The sequence below is a fragment of the Kineosporia sp. NBRC 101731 genome (genome assembly GCF_030269305.1).
In the GTDB taxonomy this organism is placed as follows: Bacteria; Actinomycetota; Actinomycetes; order Actinomycetales; family Kineosporiaceae; genus Kineosporia.
This window is the reverse complement of record NZ_BSTC01000001.1, coordinates 1,079,789-1,102,995: the sequence shown is the minus strand read 5'-3', so window position 1 is coordinate 1,102,995 and position 23,207 is coordinate 1,079,789. Positions and strand designations below refer to the sequence as shown.

14 protein-coding genes are annotated in these 23,207 nt (G+C 71.5%); 4 read left to right on the top strand and 10 right to left on the bottom strand.

Annotated features, from left to right (window positions below; translation table 11 throughout):
• Positions 1-4: 4 nt before the first annotated feature.
• The 6 genes from nuoE to QSK05_RS04770 all read right to left on the bottom strand — a co-directional run bounded on the left by nuoE (position 5) and on the right by QSK05_RS04770 (position 6,312).
• A complete protein-coding gene (gene nuoE / locus QSK05_RS04795; RefSeq protein WP_285594290.1) occupies positions 5-901 on the bottom strand; it encodes an NADH-quinone oxidoreductase subunit NuoE in 897 nt (298 codons plus the stop codon).
• Positions 901-2,253, bottom strand: a complete 1,353-nt coding sequence (locus QSK05_RS04790) for an NADH-quinone oxidoreductase subunit D (protein WP_285594288.1) — start codon at positions 2,251-2,253, stop codon at positions 901-903. Before QSK05_RS04790 ends, nuoE begins: the two co-directional genes overlap by 1 nt.
• Positions 2,253-2,972 (bottom strand): NADH-quinone oxidoreductase subunit C, encoded by a 720-nt coding sequence (locus tag QSK05_RS04785; protein WP_285594286.1) that lies wholly within the window; start codon positions 2,970-2,972, stop codon positions 2,253-2,255. Before QSK05_RS04785 ends, QSK05_RS04790 begins: the two co-directional genes overlap by 1 nt.
• Positions 2,969-3,523 carry a NuoB/complex I 20 kDa subunit family protein gene (locus QSK05_RS04780; protein ID WP_231482891.1) on the bottom strand — a complete coding sequence of 185 codons (555 nt, stop codon included), beginning with the start codon at positions 3,521-3,523 and terminating at the stop codon, positions 2,969-2,971. The genes QSK05_RS04785 and QSK05_RS04780 overlap by 4 nt, the downstream gene beginning before the upstream one ends.
• 47 nt (positions 3,524-3,570) lie before the next feature.
• Positions 3,571-3,930 (bottom strand): NADH-quinone oxidoreductase subunit A, encoded by a 360-nt coding sequence (locus QSK05_RS04775; protein ID WP_231482892.1) that lies wholly within the window; start codon positions 3,928-3,930, stop codon positions 3,571-3,573.
• A 1,692-nt stretch (positions 3,931-5,622) separates the two neighbouring features.
• The gene (locus tag QSK05_RS04770; protein WP_285594283.1) at positions 5,623-6,312 is read right to left on the bottom strand and encodes a demethylmenaquinone methyltransferase; all 690 of its coding nucleotides are present in this window, start codon (positions 6,310-6,312) and stop codon (positions 5,623-5,625) included.
• Positions 6,313-6,528: 216 nt separating this feature from the next.
• Between QSK05_RS04770 and QSK05_RS04765 the strand changes: the two genes are divergently transcribed.
• A complete protein-coding gene (locus QSK05_RS04765) occupies positions 6,529-7,788 on the top strand; it encodes an isochorismate synthase (protein WP_285594282.1) in 1,260 nt (419 codons plus the stop codon).
• On the opposite strand, the gene menD is transcribed toward QSK05_RS04765, so the two are convergent.
• Positions 7,778-9,490 (bottom strand): 2-succinyl-5-enolpyruvyl-6-hydroxy-3-cyclohexene-1-carboxylic-acid synthase, encoded by a 1,713-nt coding sequence (menD, locus tag QSK05_RS04760; RefSeq protein ID WP_285594281.1) that lies wholly within the window; start codon positions 9,488-9,490, stop codon positions 7,778-7,780. The two genes, QSK05_RS04765 and menD, sit on opposite strands and share 11 nt — an antisense overlap.
• 130 nt (positions 9,491-9,620) lie before the next feature.
• Positions 9,621-12,764: a GAP1-M domain-containing protein gene (locus QSK05_RS04755; protein WP_285594279.1), complete on the bottom strand. Its 3,144-nt coding sequence runs from the start codon at positions 12,762-12,764 to the stop codon at positions 9,621-9,623.
• Positions 12,765-12,862: 98 nt separating this feature from the next.
• Between QSK05_RS04755 and QSK05_RS04750 the strand changes: the two genes are divergently transcribed.
• Together QSK05_RS04750 and QSK05_RS04745 are read left to right on the top strand one after the other, a co-directional pair.
• Positions 12,863-13,813 carry a 1,4-dihydroxy-2-naphthoyl-CoA synthase gene (locus QSK05_RS04750; RefSeq protein ID WP_285594278.1) on the top strand — a complete coding sequence of 317 codons (951 nt, stop codon included), beginning with the start codon at positions 12,863-12,865 and terminating at the stop codon, positions 13,811-13,813.
• A gap of 130 nt (positions 13,814-13,943) precedes the next feature.
• Positions 13,944-14,318 carry a PLD nuclease N-terminal domain-containing protein gene (locus tag QSK05_RS04745; RefSeq protein WP_285594275.1) on the top strand — a complete coding sequence of 125 codons (375 nt, stop codon included), beginning with the start codon at positions 13,944-13,946 and terminating at the stop codon, positions 14,316-14,318.
• A gap of 49 nt (positions 14,319-14,367) precedes the next feature.
• On the opposite strand, the gene QSK05_RS04740 is transcribed toward QSK05_RS04745, so the two are convergent.
• Positions 14,368-15,249, bottom strand: a complete 882-nt coding sequence (locus QSK05_RS04740; RefSeq protein ID WP_285594273.1) for a TIGR03620 family F420-dependent LLM class oxidoreductase — start codon at positions 15,247-15,249, stop codon at positions 14,368-14,370.
• Positions 15,250-15,351: 102 nt separating this feature from the next.
• Here QSK05_RS04740 and QSK05_RS04735 point away from each other — a divergent pair, with 102 nt between their 5' ends.
• A complete protein-coding gene (locus tag QSK05_RS04735) occupies positions 15,352-21,537 on the top strand; it encodes an EAL domain-containing protein (RefSeq protein WP_285594271.1) in 6,186 nt (2,061 codons plus the stop codon).
• A 271-nt stretch (positions 21,538-21,808) separates the two neighbouring features.
• On the opposite strand, the gene QSK05_RS04730 is transcribed toward QSK05_RS04735, so the two are convergent.
• Entirely contained in the window at positions 21,809-23,134 is a 1,326-nt protein-coding gene (locus tag QSK05_RS04730) for a hypothetical protein (RefSeq protein WP_285594269.1), read from the bottom strand.
• Between the last annotated feature and the right edge of the window lie 73 nt (positions 23,135-23,207).

Genomic DNA, 23,207 nt, shown 5'->3' with positions numbered 1-23,207 from the left:
AACCTCAGCCCTTCGTCTCGGTGCCGGTGCCCGGATCGGCTTCGCCCTGCGTCGCCTCGGCCGGGGACTTGCCCGCCTGGGTGCCCGCGCGGTTCTTCGTGCCCGGGTCGACCGCGGGTGCGTCAGAGCCACTGGTCTTGGCCGCGCGGTCCTTGACGTCTGCCGCCGCGGAAGCGGTGGCCGCCGGAGTCGTCGTGGTGGACGTCCCCTGTTGGGGCTTTTCGGCCGACGGACCCCCGGTACCCGCGGGACCAGGCGCCTGCCAGCCCTTCTCGGCCGCCAGCAGGGTTCCCCGCAGGGAAGCCTCACCGGCCCCGACGCCCTCGTTCGCGCGTCCGTCGTTGAAACCGGCCAGCACGTGCGAGACCTCTTTGAAGGTCGGCACCTGGTTCGGCCCCCGGGTGGGGGCCACCGGCTCACCGGCGCGCAGCCGGTCGCAGATCCTGCGGGCCGACGACGGCGTCTGGTTGTCGAAGAACTCCCAGTTCACCATCACCACCGGCGCGAAGTCGCAGGCCGCGTTGCACTCGAGGCGCTCGAGGGTGATCTTGCCGTCCTGCGTGGTCTCGTCGTGACCGACTTCGAGGTGCTCCTCGAGCGAGTCGAAGATGGCGTCGCCGCCCATCACCGCGCACAGCGTGTTGGTGCAGACCCCGACCGTGTACTCACCGTTGGGGTGGCGCTTGTACTGCGTGTAGAAGGTCGCGACCGCGGACACCTCGGCCGTGCTGAGCCCGAGAAGCTCCGCGCACAGCGCGATCCCGTCCGGGCTGACGTAGCCTTCCTCGCTCTGCACCAGGTGCAGCATGGGCAGCAGGGCCGAGCGCTGCTGCGGGTAACGGGCCATGATCTGCCCGGCCTCGGTGGAAAGCCGCTGGACGGCTTCTGCGGAGAGTGCCATCAGCGGTCGACCCCACCCATCACCGGGTCGATCGACGCCACGGCCACGATCACGTCGGCCATCTGCCCGCCCTCGCTCATTGCCGCCATCGCCTGCAGGTTGTGGAACGACGGGTCACGGAAATGGGCCCGGTAAGGCCGGGTTCCGCCGTCCGAGACCAGGTGCACCGCGAGTTCGCCGCGGGGCGACTCGACCGCCTGGTAGACCTGCCCGGCCGGGACCCGGAAGCCCTCGGTGACCAGCTTGAAGTGGTGGATCAGGGCCTCCATCGAGGTGCCCATGATCTCCTTGATGTGGTCCAGGCTGTTGCCCATCCCGTCACCGCCGATGGCCAGCTGGGCCGGCCAGGCGATCTTCTTGTCGGCGATCATGACCGGGCCGGGACCCATCTCCTGCAACCGGTCCAGGGTCTGCTCGACGATCTTGAGCGACTCCTTCATCTCGTTGATCCGGATGCGGAGCCGCCCGTAGGCGTCGGAGGTGTCCCAGGTCTGCACGTCGAAGTCGTAGGTCTCGTAACCGCAGTACGGCTCGGACTTGCGCAGGTCGTGCGGGAAACCGGTGGAACGCAGCACCGGCCCGGTGACGCCCAGCGCCATGCACCCGGTCAGGTCGAGCACGCCGACATCCTGCATCCGGGCCTTGACCAGCGGGTTCTCATTACTGAGCTTCTCGATGTCGGAGATGCCCTTGCGCAGCAGCGGGATGTCTTCGCGGATCCGGTCGATCGCGCCGGGCGGCAGGTCCTGCGCCAGGCCGCCGGGGCGGATGAACGCGTGGTTCATACGCAGGCCGGTGATCAGCTCCAGGAGGTGCAGCACCACCTCGCGCTCCCGGAAACCGACCGTCATCACGGTCAGGGCGCCGATCTCCATACCACCGGTGGCCAGCGCGACCAGGTGCGAACTGACCCGGTTGAGCTCCATCAGCAGCACCCGGATGACCGTCGCCCGCTCGGGGATGTCGTCGGTGATGCCCAGGAGCTTCTCCACGCCCAGGCAGTACGCGGCCTCCTGGAACAGCGGGGTCAGGTAGTCCATGCGGGTCACGAAGGTCACGCCCTGGGTCCAGGAACGGAACTCCATGTTCTTCTCGATACCGGTATGCAGGTATCCGATGCCGCAGCGGGCCTCGGTGACCGTCTCGCCGTCGAGCTCGAGGATGAGCCGGAGCACCCCGTGGGTGGACGGGTGCTGAGGGCCCATGTTGACGACGATGCGTTCCTCGCCGAGGTTCGTCGCCTCCTCGGCGATGTCGGCCCAGTCGCCACCGGCAGACGTGAAGACCTTGCCCTCGGCCGCCTTCTCGGCGGCGTCGGTCGAGTTGTCCGCGTCGATCGTGGATTCGGCCATCAGTTGTACGACCTCCTCGTGTCCGGCGGCGGAATGGTGGCGCCCTTGTACTCCACCGGGATTCCGCCGAGCGGATAGTCCTTGCGCTGGGGGTGGCCCGGCCAGTCGTCGGGCATCTGGATGCGCGTCAGCGCCGGGTGGCCGTCGAAGATCAGGCCGAAGAAGTCCCAGACCTCGCGCTCGTGCCAGTTGGCGCTGGGGTAGACCTCGACGACCGACGGGATGTGCCGGTCGGAGTCCGGCACCGAGACCTCGAGCCGCACCCGGCGGGTGTGGGTGATCGAGGTCAGGTGGTAGACGGCGCGCAGCTCCCGGCCCGTGTCGTCGGGGTAGTGCACACCGCTCACGCCGGAGAACAGCTCGAACCGCAGATCGGGCTCGTCCCGCAGGGTTTTCGCGACCAGCAGGATGTGCTCGCGGTGAATGTGGAAAGTGATCTCGCCCCGGTCGACCACCACCGACTCGATGACACCGGCCGGGTCGGTACCCGCCGCGGTGAGTGCCTCGGCCAGGAGGTCGGTGACGGTGTCGAACCAGCCGCCGTAGGGGCGGGGCGAGGGCGGGGGCAGCGCGACGCTGCGCACCAGTCCCCCGAAGCCCGAGGTGTCACCCGAGCCCCGGTTGCCGAACATGCCGCGCCGGGTGGTGATCACGTCGGCCTCGACAGTGTGGACGGACAGTTCGCCGGGTTCGTCGATGCCGTCGGTCCCGCTGGTCATCGGAGCAGGCCCTTCATCTGGGAGGTCGGGATGGCCTTGAGCGCCGCCGCCTCGGCCGCGCGGGCCGCCTCTTCCCGGTTGACGCCCAGCGGCATGTTCTGGATCTGCTGGTGCAGCTCCAGAATCGCGTTGATCAGCATCTCCGGACGGGGCGGGCAACCAGGCAGATAGATGTCGACCGGCACGATGTGGTCGACGCCCTGGACGATCGCGTAGTTGTTGAACATCCCGCCGGAGGAGGCGCAGACGCCCATCGACAGAACCCATTTCGGGTTGACCATCTGGTCGTAGACCTGGCGCACCACCGGGGCCATCTTCTGGCTCACCCGGCCCGCCACGATCATCAGGTCGGCCTGGCGCGGCGAGGCCCGGAAGACCTCCATGCCGAACCGGCCGAGGTCGTAGCGCGGCGCGCCACTGGTCATCATCTCGATCGCGCAGCAGGCCAGGCCGAATGTCGCAGGCCAGAGCGAGGCCTTACGCATGTAGCCGGCCAGCACCTCGACCGAGGTCAGCATGAAACCACTGGGGAGCTTCTCTTCGATACCCATCTAGATTCCCTCTGTCCTGGTGGGTTTGGGCCTCGTGGGCTCGGGCCTCAGTCCCACTCCAGGCCGCCGCGGCGCCAGACGTAGGCGTAAGCGATGAACACGGTGATCACGAAGAGCACCATCTCGACCAGCGCGAAGACGCCGAGAGAGTCGAAGGCGACCGCGAACGGAAGGAGGAAGACGCTCTCGATGTCGAAGACGATGAACAGCATCGCCACCAGGTAGTACTTGATCGGGAACCGGCCACCGCCCGCAGCCGGCGGAGTGGGCTCGATGCCGCATTCGTAGGCCTCGAGCTTGGCCCGGTTATAACGCTTGGGGCCGGTGAAGGCGCCGGCGGCAACGGAGAAGACGGCGAACCCACCACCGATGGCCATCAGAGCCAGGATCGGGACGTATGGGTTCATGACAGCAGCCTTCCCGCACTTGTCACCATTGAACGGACCGGAACGACCCGGGCCGCGCCCATCCTAGGGGCCTGCAAATGCGCCACGGCCGCTGGGTGTGCCGCGCCGTCGCGATTGCTGGTGATCCCCCGTGAAGGGCGACTGAACCCGCTTGTGAAGTGATTCACGCGGCACAGCATACGACCAGAACAGAAGGCAACGGGCTCGTGGGGTACCGCTTTGCCCAGCCGTTCCTTCCGGCACTGACCTGCTGCTTTACGAACCCTTGAAGTACCGTAATTCATTTCTGAACATGATTGCGAGGTAAGGCTTTTCAGGGCGTCGGCAAAACGGGGTCGATTTAGGTGACAAAATGAGGTGCTAATTCACGGGACTCGCGGAGGCCCGGCGAAGGACTTTTGGCCTTGTTTTCGTCACCCCGTGTCACCTCGCTCGCGGCCCATATTCCAGGCGCCTCATTTATTTCGACACTGTGTGACATTAGTACTGGTGGGTTTTGCTTGAGGTTTCAGCCAAAAGGCGATGTGCGGGTTTAGGTGGAACTACTACGACCGTTCACCGAACACTTCGAAATCTTACGGCCGAGGGCCTTGCTATTTCCAACGGTCCTTTCGTAACCCCGGCCCAAAGTCCCGAATCCACGCCAACCACCCGCCGGGTGGACGAGGGCCGATGAGGGGGGTGGCGGGAGGTCGCAGTGTTTGAGGACGCAGGCCCTGGGTCCCGTCAGGGGGTTGGGGTCATGGAGGTCAGGGTTGGGAGATCTGTGTGGCTGCGTGAGTCCCGGGCCGGTCGGTTACGGAGGGTCGCAGTCAGGCGGGTCGTGGTCTGCGTGCCTCAGGGGACGGGTGGTCTCAAGGCTCCGCATGGCCCCAGGGACGAGACAACCCCAAGACTCCACATGCCCCAGGAGACGAAGCGGTCTCAAGGCTCCGCGTAGTCCCAGGGGACGAGGCGCCCCCAAGGCTCCGCATGGCTTCAAGAGGTCCGGGTAGCTCGGAGGCTTCGGGTGCTGGGCGACTCGGGGCGCGAGGATCTCAGAGCGGCAACTCGGAATCGTCCGGCGCCGGGCAGCTGAGGGGAATCGGAGGAGGACGGGGCAGCTGGGGTGTCGGGGCGGCAGGAGGTTGTGTGGCCCAGGCCATCTCAGCGTCCGATCCGGGATCGTGTGCATTCCTTGCGCCCTACCCGCAACGAGTGCACACGATCCTCAGACCGGGCCTGCTCAGCCTGACTGGGGAAGATCCGTGCGCTATACAGGGTCAGATCTTCCCCAGTAACGATCAGCGCCCCGTGCTGGGAGCGCGCGTGGGGTGCGAGAGCGGCTCGGTGCGGACACCAGGTGGCATCCGAGACTGGTGCCGCAGCCGAATCAGGCACCACAGCCGAAACTGATGCGCTCCCGAGCACCCCGCACCCTCCACGGGTGACGCGCCACGTGGCCGTGCCGGTCGCCGAGCCGCCGAGCCACCGGTTCGCCAGGCCGCCGAGCCGCGAGGTCGCCGAGCAAACCGGTCCACCAGGCCGCCAAGTGTCCGAGCGAGAGGTGCCCATCGCCCCGGTGATCCTGATCGATCCCACCCGCCCCCATCTCACCGAGGTGACCGGTGGGACCGGGGCTCAACGACGTCCTCAAGCCAAAATGCTGGTGCCCCCGGCCCGAAGGGACGAGGGCACCAGCGGGAGAGCGGCTCAGCGGTAGGCGCGGTGCAGGGCCACGATGCCGCCGGAGAGGTTGCGGTGGCTGACGTTGTCCCAGCCGGCGCCGTTCAGCTTGGCGGCGAGGCCACGCTGGTCGGGCCAGGCGCGGATGGACTCGGCCAGGTAGACGTACGCGTCGGGGTTGGAGCTGACCACCTTGGCCACCTCGGGCAGGGCGCGCATCAGGTACTCGGTGTAGACGGTGCGCCACGGCGCCCAGGTGGGGTGCGAGAACTCGCAGACCACGAGCTTTCCGCCAGGCCGGGTGACGCGGCGCATCTCGGCCAGGGCGGCGTCGACGTCGACCACGTTGCGCAGGCCGAAGCTGATGGTGACGGCGTCGAACGAGGCATCGGCGAAGGGGAGCCTCGTGGCGTCGCCGGCCACGAAGGGCAGGTCGGCGCGGCGGGTCTTACCCACGCGCAGCATGCCCAGGCTGAAGTCGCAGGGCACGGTGTGCACCCCGGCGTCGGCGAAGGGCTCGCTCGAGGTACCGGTGCCGGCGGCCAGGTCGAGCACGGACTGCCCGGCCCGCAGGTCGAGGGCCTGTGCGACCAGCTTCCGCCAGCGGACGTCCTGGCGCATCGCCAGCACGGTGTTCGTCAGGTCGTAGCGAGCGGCGACACCGTCGAACATGCTCGCCACCTCATGTGGCGTCTTCTCCAGACCAGCGCGGGACATGGTGTCGATGCTCCCACGGGCGGGCCCGGAGCGCTCCATCGCGCCCGTTCGGACCCAGGGTGCGCGAGTTCACAGTTGGGTTCACCGTTACCTGAGGGACGCAGGTGACAGCGTTGATCGCCTGCGGCGTTGCCCGATACGCCGGGTTCGCGAGCGCCGGAGAGGGTGGACCCGGCAGTGAATGTCTGCCGATGCGCTCCTAATCTGGAAGCCATCATGACCATTGCTCCCGCCCTGGCTCCCCTGGTTGCCCGCACCGTGGCGATCTCCGACCCCGGTCCCCTGCTGTCCCTGCTCCCGCCCGGCCCGGGCCTGTCCTGGGTGCGGCGTGGAGAGGGCCTGGTCGGCTGGGGTGAGGCGATGCGGATCACCGGTGAGGGCGAGACCCGGTTCGGTTCGGTGGCCCGCACCTGGGCGGAGACGGCGCGTCACGCGGTCGTCCGCGACGAGGTCCGGCTGCCCGGCACCGGTCCGGTGGCCTTCGGCTCGTTCGCCTTCTCGGCCGGCTCCCCGGCCGGTGGCGTGCTGATCGTGCCCGAGGTGGTGGTGGGCTTCCGGGGCGACACCTGGTGGCTGACCACGATCAGTGCCGACGGGGCGCTTCCGGCCCCGGTCGCCCTGACGTCCTCCGAGCGCGAGCTGACCGCCCCGGAAGGCACACGATTCGTGCCCGGTGCGCTCGACCCGCAGGAGTGGAAGGCCGCGGTCGCCGAGGCGATCGGCCGGATCGGGGCCGGTGAGGTGGAGAAGGTGGTGCTGGCCCGCGACGTGCTGGCCCGCACCGTCGACGACGTCGACCCCCGTGACCTGCTGGCCCGGCTGGCCACCGACTACCCGAACTGCTGGACCTTCAGCGTCGACGGCCTGGTCGGCGCCACCCCGGAGATGCTGGTCAAGCTGGAACGCGGCCTGGTGACCTCGCGGGTGCTGGCCGGCACGATCCGGCGTACGCAGAACGACGAGCAGGACCTGGCTCTGGCCGCCTCTCTGGCCCGTTCCAGCAAAGACCTGGAGGAGCACGAGTACGCCGTGCGCTCCGTGGCCGATGCCCTGGCCCCGCACTGCACCACGACGAACGTGCCCGACTCCCCCTTCGTACTGCACCTGCCCAACGTGATGCACCTGGCCACGGACGTGACCGGGGTCCTGGCCGACGGCGCCACCTCGCTCGATCTGGCCGCCGCGCTGCACCCCTCGGCCGCGGTCTGTGGCACGCCCACCCCGGCCGCCGCGAAGCTGATCGAGTCGGTCGAGGGGATGGACCGCGGGCGTTACGCCGGACCGGTCGGCTGGGTCGACGCGGCCGGCGACGGCGAGTGGGGCATCGCGCTGCGCTGTGCTGCACTGTCCGACGAGAACCCGCGTCTGCTACGGCTCTTCGCGGGTTGCGGCATCGTGGCGGGTTCCGACCCGGAGGCCGAGCTGGCCGAGTCCGAGGCCAAGCTGCTGCCGATCCGGGGTGCTCTCAGCCGCTAGCCCCGATAGCCCGGCGCAGCTTGTCCGTCAGCTCACGGTGCCGCGTGCGGTCGATCTCCACGTGCAGTAAAGAGATGCCGATGATGGACGAGGTAAGCCTCGCCTCCAGCTCGCCGGCGTCGGCGACCCGGGCGTAGGCCACCCCGTAGCCGCGGGCCAGGGCCTCCAGGTCGACCTCCTGGGGTGTGCCGAACACCCTTTCGTAGTGCCGGTTCTGGGTCTCGCCGCGCTCGGCCCGGGCTCCGTGCTCGAGCGTGGCGAAGATACCGCCGCCGTGGTCGTCCACCACCACGATCTGCAGGTTCGGCCGCGGCTCGCCCGGCCCCAGCAGCAGCGCGTTGGCGTCGTGCAGGAAGGTCAGGTCACCCAGCAGCAGACGGGTGGTGCGGCCGGAGGCGAGCGCGGCCCCGATCGCCGTGGAGATCGTGCCGTCGATGCCCGCGAGGCCCCGGTTGGCCATCAGCTGGGCGCCGTGCGGGATCCGCGCCACCAGGTCGAGGTCGCGGATCGGGTTGCTGGATCCGGAGAACAGCAGATCGTCGGGCCCGGTGGCCCCGGCGATCTCGCGGGCGACGAGCTGGCCGGTGAGCCTCTCCTCGTCGTCGATCACCGCACCGATCGCCTTCTCGGTCTCCTGGGCGGCAGAAAGCCATTCGCTGAGCCAGGTCTCGTCGTGCGCCCGGTGGTCGGCCACCGTCACGGCGGGGACCACGATCCGGGCCAGGCGCCCGGCGTCGCTCCAGTCGGGGCGGGGCGAGACGACGATGATCTCGACCGTGCGCGACGAGAGCAGCCGGGTGACCGGGCGGGACAGCGTCGGACGGCCGAAGACGATCACTCGCTCGATCTTCTCGCCGAGCTGGGTGCCCAGCAGCAGACGGTAGGGCGCAGCGGTCGTGGAATCGCGGACGCCCGATGAGGGTTCGGCGAGCAGCGGCCAGTGGGCGCGGGTGGCCAGGTGGGCGGCCTCGGGTCCGGCGCCGTCCCCGGCGAGGACGACCGTGCGGGGCCCGGATGCGAGCACGAACGGGGCCGGCGGAGCGGGTTCGGGGATGGAGGTGAGACCAGGGACGATCCCGGCGGACGAGGTCGTCGTCGCCGGGGCGTCGGGCACGAGCTGCTCGGGCCAGGGACCGGGCTCACCCTCGTCCGGTGTGAGCGGCTCGGCGAAGCCGATGTTGAGCTGGACCGGGCCGGGCGCGTGGCCGATCAGGCCCCGGGCGGCGGCCACGGCCCGGGAGGTGACGTTGCGCCAGCCCGCGACCTGTCCGGCCCGGTGCCCGGTGGGCGCGGGGATCTCACCGAACCAGCGCACGGCCGACCCGAAGAGCTTGACCTGATCGGTGGTCTGGCTGGCGCCGGTGCCGCGGAGTTCGTGCGGCCGGTCGGCGGAGAGCACCAGCAGGGGCACTCCCGAGTGTGCCGCCTCCAGCACCGCGGGATGCAGGTTGGCCACGGCCGTGCCGGAGGTGGTGACCACGGCGGCCGGGACACCACTGCCCCGGGCCAGGCCCAGTGCCAGGAAGGCGGCCGTGCGCTCGTCGATGCGCACGTGCAGGTCGAGGGTGCCGGCGTCGGCGGCCTCGGCCAGGGCGTAGGCCAGCGGGGCCGAGCGACTGCCCGGGCAGAGCACGACGTGCCGCACGCCGAGTCGGGCAAGGGAGTCGACCAGGACGGTGGCCAGGGCGGTCGAGGGATTCACCGGGCAATCACGTCGCCCATGCTCCCAGGTGTCGCCGTCCCAGCACCCCGGGCCCCGGGCGGGTTCATGATCGCCGGGGAACCCACCGAACCCTTCGTGATCATGCAGACTTTCCCCGGCAGCCCGATGTCTACGGTCGGCGCTTTCCGGTTCTCAGCCATTCCAGCCAGGGCGGCCGGTTCACCGCGCGCTCGGCCCCCCGCGGACGGCGGAGCGGGGGCTGCGGCGGCGAGTCGGCATCCGCGCCCGGGGCGTCGTGGCCGTGGGGGCGGTCGTCCGGGGTCAGGCCGTGCGGGGGTGTGGCCCGGAAGGGCAGCTCGGGGAGCCGGATCGGCCCGGTCGAGAGGTAACCGCCCAGGGCCGAGCGGGCCGCCCGCAGCCGGAAGCGCAGGGCCCGGTCGGACTCCCCCGCGGTCACCACGCTGCTGCTGGTCACCTCGGGCTCGTCGTTGTGGAACGGGAACGGGTCGAGTGCCGGCACGGCGCCGGGCAGAGCCTGCTCCCAGAACGTGCGCAGGGCCACCCGGTCGGCGGGACCCGGGGTGGAGCGCACCTCGGCCTCCACCAGCGCGGCCAGGGAGGCCGTCAGGCGGGTCGCGGCGTCGGCCCCCCGGGTCGGGGGCGAGGCGAAGGCAGCCCCGGAGACGGCCTCGTTCTCGGTCGCCACCAGTTGCCGCAGGACCGGGCCGACCGGCAGTGCGGGGAGCCGGGGAACGTCGGCGCCGGTGGCCCGCAGGGCCTGCGGCGAGAGCTCACCCGGGCGCAGCACGGCCCGGGTCGAGGCGATCACGACCTCACCGGCCAGACGGTGCCGGTTCTGCCGGAGGATACCCACGATCAGGGGCAGCGCGGCGTCCAGACCGAGCGGTACCGCCTCGCGCCAGGCGCTGCCGACCGGCACCACGGGCAGCCTCGAGCGCAGCACGGTGTCCCGCTGGGCGGGTTCGGCGGCGATCGCGACGGCGAAGGCGGCCACGGTGACCCGCGGGGCGATCAGGCGGCGCTGTCCGGGTTCCAGGCCGGGCCAGGCCCGGTCGGCGAACATCAGCAGTTCGGCGGCCCGGCGGTGCAGCCCGTCGTCCTGCTCCTGCCAGCCCGGGCCGGTGACGGCCAGCAGGTTCAGCAGCTGGGCCTGGGCATCGGTGACGCCGGCCCGGCGCGGGCGCTCCCGGCCGTCCTGGTCGCGGCGGGGCAGGAAGTCGACGCGTTTGAGCAAGGTCGCGGCCAGGCGGGCGCTGTCGGTGTCGTCCAGCCAGTCGGCCAGGTGTTGCAGGGCGACCGGCACCAGGTGGGGCGTCAGCTTCGGCGGGGCCGGCTCGGCGATCTGCAGGAGCAGGGCCGCACTCCACGGCTCACCCGCGGCCAGCCGGTCGAAGATGCCCGCGACCAGCGGTTCCGGGTCGGCCTGGGGATTCGTGTCGACGGCCAGGCGCAGCAGGTGCCGCACCGCGGGCCCGCGCAGGCGCGGGTCACCGGTGATCCGGCCGGTGGCCGAGGCCACCGCCACCTCCAGCGCCACCCGGTCGGGCCCCGGGCCGAGGTCGGCCGCGGCCAGTTCCTCGGGGCCCAGCCGGGCCAGCCGGTCGGCGTCCACCGCCGGGGCGACCAGGGTCAGGACCGCGGCCGGGAGCCGTTCGCCGGGGCGCCGGCCGGTGTGTAACCAGCCGCCGGGCTCGTGCCCGACCTCGGCCAGGTGCGGCACGATCCAGCGGGCCAGCGCGGCCTCGTCGAGCGGCCCGGCCTGTTCGGCGATCCGGGCCCCCAGAGCCTCACCGTCGTCGGTGAGCAGGCGCGCGGCCCGGTCGGCCAGCAGTTCCAGTCCGGCCGCGGCGAGGTCCGGCCCGTGCACGAGCCGGGCGGCGCGGTGGGCGAAGTCGATGGCGCGCAGCAGCAGCACGCCGTGCCGGACCCCGGCCTCACCGCCGCCGGCCGGGCGGGCCAGCCGGTCGGTCAGCTTGGCCAGCGGCGAGCGCAGCCGGGCGGCCAGGCCCGGGTCGAACCGGATGGTCGCGGGCAGCGGCGGCGGGTTCTGGAGGAACCAGGCGTCGTCGTCGAGGGCGAGATAGAGGTAGCTCTCGAAGGCCGCCTGCACCAGGGCGGGGCGCGGCGGGTCGGCCTCGCGGGCCGAGACCAGCCGGTCCCAGGCCTGGGCGGCGTTGTCGACCGTGGCCGCGACCAGCGAGGCCAGCGCGGCGGCGAGGTCGTCGGACAGCTGCAGGCCGGGTGGGGTGTCGCGCAGGATGATGCGAGTGGCCGTGGGCAGGGCCAGCGGCAGCCCGGGGGTGAGCGCGACGGCGGCGGCGAGGAACCAGGCGGCGTTGGTGAAGTCCGGGCCGGGCCACCCGTGACCGCGGGGCCCCGAGGGCGGGGTGGTCATGGCGATCTCGTCGATGCGGCGCAGACACCGCTCCAGCGCGCCGGGCTCCTCCCCGACCGCGTCGAGCGCCAGGCGCGACCAGTCGGTGACCCGCACGCGCTGACCCAGATGGGTACGGCGGTAGACCTGGTGACCGGCGGCCACGACGGCGGCCACGACGGCGGCCTCGACGCGCGGGTCGACGATGACGACGGGCAGGTCGTCGCCGCGGGGCAGGGTGCGGGGCGAGTCCAGGTCGGCCTCGAGCACCACGCTGAGCACCGGCGTGCGCCAGCCCTCCGGGTCGTCTTCCTGCAACGCGGCCGAGATCAGGTCACCCTCGCCGCCGGCCTCGGCACTGGCCCGGGCCAGCACGTCGGTGAGCCGCTCGAAGGTGGAGAACGACAGTCTCAGCCCCACCGACGGCGGGACGAGGAAGCTGACCAGGCCGATCCACCGGGCGCCGGTGTCGATGCTGGGTGCGGCGAGCACCACCGGCGGGCCACCGGCGGCGGCCGCCGCCACCGCGTCCATCAACGTGCCCAGAGCCCCGGGCCGGAACTGCGGGTCGGCCACGAAGTCGACCACCCGGCTGCGGTCGATCACCGGGCCGGGCCCGGCCGCCGGGCCGGACCCGAAGTCACTGCCGAAGTCACTGCCGAAGTCGAAGTCACCGTCGAAGTCGCTGTCCAGGGCCTCGAGAGACTCCAGGGAGACCAGCGAGCCGAAGAGCTGTGCGTAGCGCACCACCGGAGCCACCGGGGGCTGTGCCCACTGCGGAGCCGCCCAGAGCTCGACGGGCCGGACGAATCCAGGCACCTGGGAACGGCTCGCGGCGTCGGGGTCGACGAGGACATGGCTGTGGGAGCGGTGCTGGTAGTACCAGACCGCATCCTGCCCACGGAGGGTGAACCTCATCCGTGGTTCGCGAACCACTTCGTCACCACCCCCGCCCTGGGGCTCGCCATGCGGGGGCCGAGCCGGTGCGCGAAGCCGGTCGGCCTATTCTCGGTCGGATGACGAGCTCCCACGATGCTGATCAGACCGTTTCCGGGATCTTCGATCCGTCATCATGGGAGTCCGTTCCCGAATACGACTTTACCGACATCACCTATCACAGATGTACCCGATCGGGTCCAGCCGGCCGCACGGTGCGTATCGCCTTCCACCGTCCCGAGGTCCGCAACGCCTTCCGTCCGCACACCGTGGACGAGCTCTACCAGGCCCTCGACCACGCCCGGCGCACTCCTGACGTGGGCACCGTGCTGCTCACCGGCAACGGCCCGAGCGCGAAGGACGGCGGCTGGGCCTTCTGCTCCGGTGGCGATCAGCGCATCCGCGGACGCTCGGGTTACCAGTACGCGCAGGGCGAGACCGCCGAGACCGTGGACTCCGCCCGGGTGAAGGCGGAGGGCGGCCGGCTGCACATCCTGGAGGTGCAGCGGCTGATCCGCACCATGCCCAAGGTGGTGATCGCCGTGGTCAATGGCTGGGCGGCCGGGGGCGGGCACAGCCTGCACGTGGTCTGCGACCTGACCATCGCCAGCCGCCAGCACGCCCGGTTCAAGCAGACGGACGCCGACGTCGGGTCTTTCGACGCCGGTTACGGTTCCGCCTACCTGGCGAAGATGGTGGGCCAGAAGAACGCCCGGGAGATCTTCTTCCTGGGCCGGACCTACGACGCCGAGACCATGCAGCGGATGGGCGCCGTCAACGAGGTCGCCGACCACGCCGAGCTGGAGGACGCGGCGCTGCGGATGGCCGCGGAGATCAACGGCAAGAGCCCGACCGCGCAGCGCATGCTGAAGTTCGCGTTCAATCTCACCGACGACGGTCTGATGGGCCAGCAGGTGTTCGCCGGCGAGGCGACGCGGCTGGCCTACATGACGGACGAGGCGGTCGAGGGGCGCGACTCGTTCCTCCAGAAGCGCGAACCCGACTGGAGTCCGTACCCCTACTACTACTGAACCCACCGGGCCGCGGCTCCCGTCGCGCTGCTCCCGGCGGATTCGGGACCTACTCTCAGCCTGAGCCCGGTCACAACGAGCGAAGAACGTGGCAGGCTTTGGGGACACCGACAGAAGGGGGAGCGGAGTCGTGCTGCTGACCACCTTGCCCGCGCTGCTCTACATCGGCCTGATCGTGTATTCGGTGTTCGATGTGCTGCAGACGCCGCCCGACGAGCTGTACCGCCTGACCCGGGGCCAATGGGTCGCCGTGATCATCGTGGTACCGCTCTTCGGCGCCGTTCTCTGGCTGCTGGCCACCGGACCACGGCGGGGCCGCCACGAGCACGCCCCGGGCCATCCCTCCGGCACCGGTTGGGCCGCGGAGGGCATGAGCCAGTACCCGGTCGGGCCCGACGACGACCCGGACTTCATCGCCGGCCTGGCCCGGGCGCAGCGCAAGCGCACCCTGACCCGGCCCGACGAGGAGTCCGAGAAGCCCGAGAAGGAAGACCCCGAGAATTAAGGACGCGGGTGGGCACCCACGGGTGCCCACCCGCGTCCTTCATTGTTGATCAGAACAGTTCCCGGGCGATGATTTTCAGATCGTCCAGGGCATGCCGCCCCGGAGCCGGGACCGGCTGCACGCAGACGTGATCGGCCCCGGCCTCACGGTGCTGCCGCACACGCTCGAGCGCGTCGGGGCCCCAGCCGAACAGGCCGTCGATCAGCCGGTCGCTGCCGCCGTTCTCCACGTCGGCCGGCTCGAAGCCCAGGCGCAGCCACGAGTTCACGTAGTTCGGCAGGGACAGGTAGGGCTTCAGCGCCGTGCGGGCCAGGCCCCGGGCCTGCACCGGGTCGTCACTGAGCACCACCTTCTGTTCCGGCGCCAGGAACGTGCCCGGGCCCAGCGCCTGCCGGGCGGTCCGGGTGTGCTCGGGCGTGGTCAGGTAGGGCAGCGCACCGGCCGAGCGGTCGCGGGCCAGCTCCAGCGCCTTCGGGCCGAGGGCGGCCAGCGCCCGGTGACCGGCCGGCACCGGCGGATCGGCGGTGTCCAGCACGTCCAGGAAGGCCGCCAGCTTGGCCAGGGGTTTCGCGTACTGCCCCTGGTTCAGCTCGGTCTGCGGATGGTGGCCGACCCCCAGGCCGAGCACGAACCGGCCCCCGAACTGCTGCGCCACCCGGGTGTAGGAGGCCGCGACCTGCTCGGCCGGGTCGCGCCAGATGTTCGCGATCGAGGTGCCGACCACCAGGTTCTCGCTGCCGGCCAGCAGCCGCTCGATCGGCGCCAGGTCGGCGCCCCACGACCCGCCCACCCACAGCGCCGGCCAGCCCAGACCTTCCAGCTCGGCGGCGAACTCGCCCTCCCTGCCCTCGTACGCCCCGAGCGCCTGCGGGCCGAGGCCCAGCCAGACCCCGTAGGGCGCGGTCAGCGGGATGTCATCTGTTCGATCCACATCTAACATGTGACCCAGCCTACGGCGCCTGGGGATCGAGACGTCAAGACGCCCGTCGGGCCTCCGATATCTCTGGGTGACGGGGATTGCGAGGCACGACTGATGACGAACACAGAACCGGGGAACAACACCCGGGCCGAGGGACCCGTTCCGGAACAGCGGGCGCCCACCGGGCCGACCCCGGGCGAGGTGCTGCTGTACGACGACCGGTACGGCCGGGTCACCCGGATCGGCACCGGTGAGGACGCCGTGATCCGCCGGGAGCTGCACGGCTCGAACGCCTCCCTGCGCGCGCGGCACTCGGCGGCGGTGATGGAGCGATTGCGGGGCATCAACGGCGTGCCCCAGCTGGTCGGCGAGGTCACCGGGCCGATCTACCAGGTGCGGGCCTTCCGGGGGAACTCGCTGCGTCAGCTCACCCGCTCCCCCGACTGGCACCTCGACCTGCCGGCCCTCGTCGACGTCGCGGTGGACCTCGCCACGCTGATCACCCGGATCCACGAGCGCGGCGTGGTGCACACCGATCTCAGTCCCGAGGTGATCCTGCTCAGCGTTCCGCAGAACCGGCCCATCATCGTCAACTTCGATCGCGCCACGCTGTTCTCCGGCGAGCAGCCGGGCTACTCGCACTCGAACTCGATCATCGACCGCCTGGTCTACCTGGCTCCTGAGCAGACCGGCCGCACCGCCCAGCCGGTCGACCAGCGGGCCGACCTCTACGCGCTCGGGGTGGTGTTCTACGAGCTGTGTACCGGCCGGCCCCCGTTCGGCCGGGGCGAGGGCGACGCGCTGAGCCTGATGCGCGACCAGCTGGCCCGGCTGCCCACACCCGTGCACATGATGAACCCGGCCTGTCCCCGCCCGTTCTCGGAGATCGTGGCGAAGCTGCTGGAGAAGGAGCCCGGCCGGCGCTACCAGAGCGCGGCCGGGTTGCTGCACGACCTGAAGCGGCTGCGCCAGGAGATGGTCGCGGCCGGTGGCGGTCACGCCGGGCGGCAGATGGCGACGATCCGCCCGTTCGTGCTCGGCGACCACGACTTCCCGCACCAGCTCACCGGCCCGGCCCGGCTGTTCGCCCGGGACACCGAGATCGCCCGTCTGCGGTCGGCCTTCACCACGGTCTGGGCCGGCGGCACGGGCGGTCTGCTGGTCACCGGGCGGGCCGGGGTGGGCAAGACCACCCTGGTCGATCAGCTCCGGCCCGTCGTCGCCGCGGCCGGCGGCTGGTTCATCGCGGGCACCTTCGACGCGGCCGAGGCGGACCTGCGGTCGGACGCGGTGGTCGAGGCCCTGGGGTCGCTGGGCCGGCTGCTGCTGGCAGAGCCGGAGAGCGCCCTGCTGGAGCAGCGTCAGCGACTGCGCCGCATGCTCGGCGGCAACGCCTCCCTGATGGCCGGGCTGGTGCCCGACCTGGCACCGGTGCTCGGCGTGACCGGCGACCCACCGCTGGGCGACCCGCTGGAGATCCAGAGCCGGGCCCGGCAGGGCGCCGTCGACGTGCTGCGGGCCACCGCCTCACGACAGCGGCCGATGGTGATGGTGCTGGACTCGCTGCAGTGGGCCACCCCGTTCCAGCTGGGTCTGCTCGACGCGGTGCTGTCGGGCAACGACATCGACGGGCTGCTGGTCGTGGGGGTCTTCCGCGACGACGAGACGCCCGGTCCGACGGGTCCGGCCGGTCCGGCCGGTCCGGCCGGTTCCGTCGGGATGCTGATACCGCGCTGGACCCAGTTGGGGCTCTGGCCCCCGGCGGTCCGCCTGGAGAACCTCAGCCGTGACGACCTGGCCGGGATGCTCGGCGAGATGCTGCGACTGGACCGCCGGGAGGCCGCCCGGCTGGCCGACGTGGTCGGCGCCCGCACCCGGGGCAACCCGTACGAGACGATCGAGCTGCTGAACGCGTTGCGCACCGACGGTGCCCTGCGACTCGGCGAGTCCGGCTGGACCTGGGACACCATCGCGGTGAACGGACGGCTGGTCGGCAGCGAGAGCGGCGACCTGCTGGCCGCCCGGCTGCGCGGCCTGCCCGACCAGACGGTGGCCGTGCTCGAGGTGCTGGCCGGGCTGGGGCAGAAGAGCGAGCTGACGGTGCTGGCCACGGCGGCGGGCATGTCGGTGGCCGAGCTGGACGACCGGCTCGGGCCCGCCCTGGCCGACGGCCTGATCGTGACCACCACCGGGGAGGCCGAGGGTGACGCCACCGTGCGGTTCCGGCACGAGCGCAGCCGTCAGCTGGTGCGCGACCGGCTGGGCGGCCCCGGCGCCGTGGCCGCACTGATGCTGCACCTCACCGTCGCGCACCGCCTCTCGTCCGACCCCCGGCACCTGACCACCGCCGCGGCCCAGTACGTGGCCGCGCTGCCCGAACTCACCGATCCGGCCGAGCAACGCCGGGCCGCCGACCTGTTGGAACGTGCGGGCTCGGCGATCCGGGTGACGAACCCCGGCTCTGCGGAACGGTTCTACGCCGCCGCGCAGACCCTGCTGGCCGGCCGCCACGACCCCGCCGACGAGGAGCTGCGGCTGCGGCTCGACCTGGAACGCCACGCCACCCTGTACGGGCTCGGGCGGCTCGACGTCATGGACGAGCTGTTCGCATCGGTACGCCGGCGCTGCGACGACCCGCTGCGGCTGAACGAGTCGGTGTGCCTGCAGATCGCTGCCCTCACCAACCGGGACCGGGTGGCCGAGGCCATCGACCTCGGCCGCTCGCACCTGGCCCGGCTGGGTCTGGACGTGCCGGCGAAGGAGCTGCTGCCCGGCCTCGTCGAGGCCGGGCTACCCGGATTCACGGCCTGGGCCGAGGCCGACGACGTGGCCGGTGACCGGCTCCGACCGGCCACGGACGACCCGCTCGTCCTCGCCCGCGCCGATGTGCTGCGGCGTCTCAATCACACCGCCTACTTCGCCGACCACGACCTCCTCGGCTGGTTGATCCTGGCCGGCTGGAAGATGTGGGCGCAGCACGGCCCGCTCCGGGGTCTGGTGGAGTCGCTCTCGCACTCCGCCCTGCTGACGATCGGCCGGGCCGGCGACTTCCGCACCGGCTACCGCGTGGTGCGCCGGGTCCTGACGGTCAGCGCCGAGCGAGGTTACGAGCCGGAGACCTCGCACGCCCGGTTTCTCTGCGGCGCCACCGCCCGGCCCTGGTTCGAGCCGCTGGAGACGGCGATCGCCGACCTGCAGCAGGCCGAGTCCGGGCTGCTGCGCGGCGGCGAACCACAGTCGGCGGCGTTCAGCTACAGCACGCTGTGCTCCAGCCTGCTCGACTTCACCCCGAACCTGACCGGGCTGCTCGCGATCACCGACCAGGGTCTGGCCCTGGCCTCCCGGATGAGTAACGAACAGGCCCGGCAGCTGATCGTGGGCTACCGCGAGCTGGCGCAGGAGCTGCAGGGACAAGAGGTCGTGCGGGCACCGGAACCGGCCACGCCCGCCGCCCGGGTGAACCGGCACCTGCTGCGGGCGACCGGGGCCGCGGTGATGGGTGACGACGCCACCCTGCGGTCCGAGATCGACCGGGTCATGGAGACGTTCGTGTTCCTGGAGAGCACCTACGCCGCGGCCCAGGCCCACCTGCTGAACACCCTGTCGCTGGCCCGCCGGCCCGGTTCCCGCGACCGGCTCGCGGCCGGCCGGGACTGGCTGGCCGCTCGCGCCGCCGACCTGCCCGCCACCTTCGGCCACCTGGTCTCCTGGATCGACGCCGAGGTGGCCTGGGCCGACGACGACCTGCCGGCCGCGATGAAGCATTTCGACGACGCGATCCTGCACGCCCCGGCCAACCGCGGCTGGCACCGCGCCACCGTGCTGGAGCGCGCCGGGATGTTCCGAGAGGCGCACGGCCACGCGTACGGCGCCCGGGCGATGTTCACCCTGGCCCGGGACTCGTACGCGGTCTGGGGGGCGAGCGCGAAGGTGGAACAGCTGCACCGGCGCCACCCCCATCTGCGCACCGCCCTGCCCGAACGCGACCCGTCCGCCGTGGACGCCGTCGTCGTACCCGAGACCGGCGACCCCGTCGACCTTCTCGCGGTCCTGTCGGCGTCCCAGGCGGTCGCCCGGGAGACCGGGTTCGATCAGCTGCACGCCCGGGTGGTCGAGGTGCTCACCGCGATGACCGGGGCCACCGACGTGACGATCCTGATCCGTGACGCCGACGGGGACTGGACCGTGCCGGGCCGCCGGACCGGGCCGGACCAGGGTTTTCCGGTGTCGGCCTTCCGGTACGCCGAGCGCACGGGCGAACCCCTGCTGGTCGCCGACGCCACCCGCGACGACCGCTTCAGCGCCGACGAGCACCTGGTCAACCTGCGCTGCTGCGCACTGATGGTGGTCCCGATCGGCTCCGGCGGGCAGAACCGCCTGGTGCTCGTGCTGGAGAACCACCTGCACAGCAACGCCTTCTCGCCGTCCCGGCTGGACGCGGTCCGGCTGATCGCCGGTCAGCTGGCCGTGTCGTTCGAGAACGCCCTGGCCCGGCGGCACACCGAGCTCGAGGGGCAGCAGCGCGAACGGCTGCTGGAGACCGTGCGACAGCGCGAGCGCCTGCTGGAGACCCTGCTGGCGATCCAGCGGGACATTGCCCACCGGGTGCCGCTGCAGATGGTGATGGACTCCGTCACCGAGGGCGCTTCGGGCATGCTCGAGGGCGCCTTCGTGGCCCTGGTGCTGCGCGACCCGGAGGGCGACGGGCGGCCGAACATCCCCTCGGTGAGCGGGCACCGGTCCGGCACCGACACCGACGAGGCGGTGCTGCGGATGGCCGAGGCCGCGATTGCGGCGAACGAGCTGGTCACGGAGCTGGACGGCGCGTTGGAGAGCGTCACCCTGATCGCGGCCCCGGTGCACGTCAGCGGCCGCATCATCGGCAGTCTGGTGACCAGCGCGGCCGACCGGCTCGGTCCCGAGGACTGGCGTCAGGACCTGCTCGGAGCGTTCGCCGAGCAGGTCAGCCTGGCCCTGAACGATGCCAGCACGCTGGAGGCGATCCGCGAGGCGTCGTACGACTCGCTGACCGGTCTGGCCAACCGTTCGCTGTTCCTGGACCGGCTGCAGCAGGCCCTGTCGGCCGACGGCGGGCACGACGCCCAGATCTCCGAGGTGAGCGTGCTGTTCATCGACCTGGACCGGTTCAAGGCGGTGAACGACACCCTCGGGCACAGCGCCGGCGACGAGCTGCTGGCCGAGGTGGCCCGGCGGCTGGGTGAGTGCATCCGGGAGAGCGACACCGTGGCCCGGCTGGGCGGTGACGAGTTCGCGGTGCTGATGGAGGGCACCCGCGGCCCGGGTGCGGCCCTGCGGGCGGCCGAGCGGATCACCGCGGCGCTGGCCCAGCCGGTGCGACTGTCCGGGCGGGACCTCTTCGTCTCCGCCAGTCTCGGTGTGGCCCACGGCGACCCGGCCCAGCCCGGGACCGGTGAGCTGCTCCGGCAAGCCGACCTGGCGATGTACCGGGCGAAGAAGACCGGCTCACGGCGGGCGGTGGTGTTCGAACCGCAGATGCAGGCCGACGCCCGCGACCGGCTGGAGCTGGCGGGCGACCTGCGCCGCGCCCTGTCGGAGGGCCAGTTCGAGCTGGTCTACCAGCCGCTGATGGACCTGGCCGCACGTCGTCCGCTCGGGGTGGAGACGCTGATCCGCTGGCGTCATCCCGAGCGCGGGATGATCTCGCCGGCCGTGTTCGTGCCGATCGCCGAGGAGACCGGCTCGGTGATCGAGATGGGCCGGTGGGTGCTGGCCCTCAGCTGCCGTCAGGTGGCCGCCTGGCGGCGTCACGCCCACGTCGACCTGGGGCTCAACATCAACGTCTCGGCCCGTCAGCTCTCCGACGGAGGGCTGCCCGAGCACGTGATCAGCACGCTGGCCGAGACCGGGCTGCCCGCCTCCGCCCTCACGCTCGAACTGACCGAGACGGTGATGATGGAAGATCCGGAGGGCATCACCGCGCAGCTGTCCGAGCTGCGGCGGCTGGGGGTGCAGGTCGGGATCGACGACTTCGGCACCGGCTACTCGTCGCTGTCCTACCTGCGACGCTTCCCGGTAGACAAGCTGAAGATCGACAAGTCGTTCATCGACAACATCGAGACCGTCGGCGAAGACCTGGCGATCGTGCGCACCGTGGTCGACCTGGCCCGGATCCTCTCGCTGCAGACCACCGCCGAGGGCATCGAGAGCGAGGCCCAGGCCGATCTGCTGCGCGACATCGGCTGTGAGACCGGCCAGGGCTACTGGTTCGCCAGACCGCTTCCGCCGGAACAGCTTCCTGAGTTCTTGAGTAAATTCTAGGGTCTGTCCCGCGGATCACGCCGTGAGCTGCGGAGGTGCCCGGTGAGCCGGCTCGTGGTGGTTCTCCCCGGGGCCACGCCGGACGTGTCATGACGGCTCACCGGGTGCCCCGCAGGAGGCATGGACTTCCCCCACACGCCCAGGTGCGGTGGCCACCAACTCACCGTGATCAGGCAATCCCCCAGCCTTCGGCCGGAAGGTGCCCCCACCTCCCCGGGGAAGGTTTACCTGATCACGAACGAGGAGGTGGCCAGCCTTCGTGGTCGCCGCACTAGAAGGGGACGATGTCGCGGTGCAGCACCCGGTGTCGCAGCGCGGCCCGGAACAGGTCGGCCGCACCCGCCCGTGCCCGCAGCTGCCGGTCCAGCAGCGCGCCGGACTCCTCGACGAGTTCCATCCAGCGCAGCTCCCGCAGCACCGCGAAGAACAGCGCGCTGGTGTCGGACTCGCTCGGCGTGCGGCGCCCGGCCACCCGCCAGCCCGACTCGGTGATGACGGCCTGCACCAGGGTGCGCACGTCTTCCTCACCGACCACGTCGCCCGGGGCGAGCACGGCCAGCACGACCTCCCAGGCCACGGCCAGGGCGGAGTGCTCGGGGCCGACCAGACCGGCGGCCACGGCCTGCCACAGCGTGCGGCCGTCGGCGAGCGCGGCCCGGCCGCTCGGGGTCAGGGTGAGACGGGAGGCGCGGCGCCGGCACAGGCCCAGACGCTGGGCGGTCTCACGGAGCACCAGCACCGGGTAGGCGTCGACCTCGCGGTTGGCGGGGCCGATCAGCTCGTCGCGCCAGCCCAGTTCGTCGAGGGCGCGGGAGACCGTGCGCGGCGGCAGGTAGCCGGCCGCGGTCAGGGCCAGGCCGTCGCCGATCTCGGTGAGCAGCCAGTCGAGGGGGCGCAGCAGGGCCCGGGCGGGCGCGGCCATGCCCGGGTCGACGTTCTCGCGCAGGCTGGTCTCCAGCGGGGCGAGCAGACCACCGCGGGTGGTCGAGCGCGGGCCCCGGATCCAGTCGTCGAGACGCTCGTCGAGGATCTGGTCGTACAGGGCCTCACCGGAGAGGTCCATCCGCGGCGAGAGCAGAACGTTGAGGGTGATCTCGGCCTGCAGATCACGCCAGCCCCGGGTGCCGGGCTGCAGGTCGCCGACCGCGACCGCCAGTTCCAGCCGGTCGGCCACCGCCTCGCGGGCCTGTGCCTCGGCCGTGCCCATGATCGCGCCCCAGGTGAGCAGCTCGGTGTCGGGCGGCTCGATGCCCGAGCGCTGCATGGCCCGGCGCACCACGGTGCGGCCCCGGTCGGGGGCCTGATCACCGGTGAAGAGAATCTGACGCGTGGTGTCGCTGCGCGCGATACCGGCGTAGCGCTGCATGCCCAGGCCGTCGAGCAGGGCGGAGAGCGCCGTGGCAACCCGCCACCGGCCCTGACCGTCCGACATCCAGGCCCGGTTCAGCTCGTCCCAGCAGAACTGCTGGAGCCGCCACTGCGTCACCGATTCGGGGCCGTCACCCCCGGTCAGCGATTCCCAAGCCGCCCGAGCGTCCTCGGCCACCTCGGGTTCGGCGCGGCTGATAGCTGCCAACGCCTGTTCCACGGAATGCACGAGCAGCAGCCTGCCACTTACTGACCGTCTGGGGAACCTGCCGCGCTGACCGAACCGGTCACCGCTTACGCTG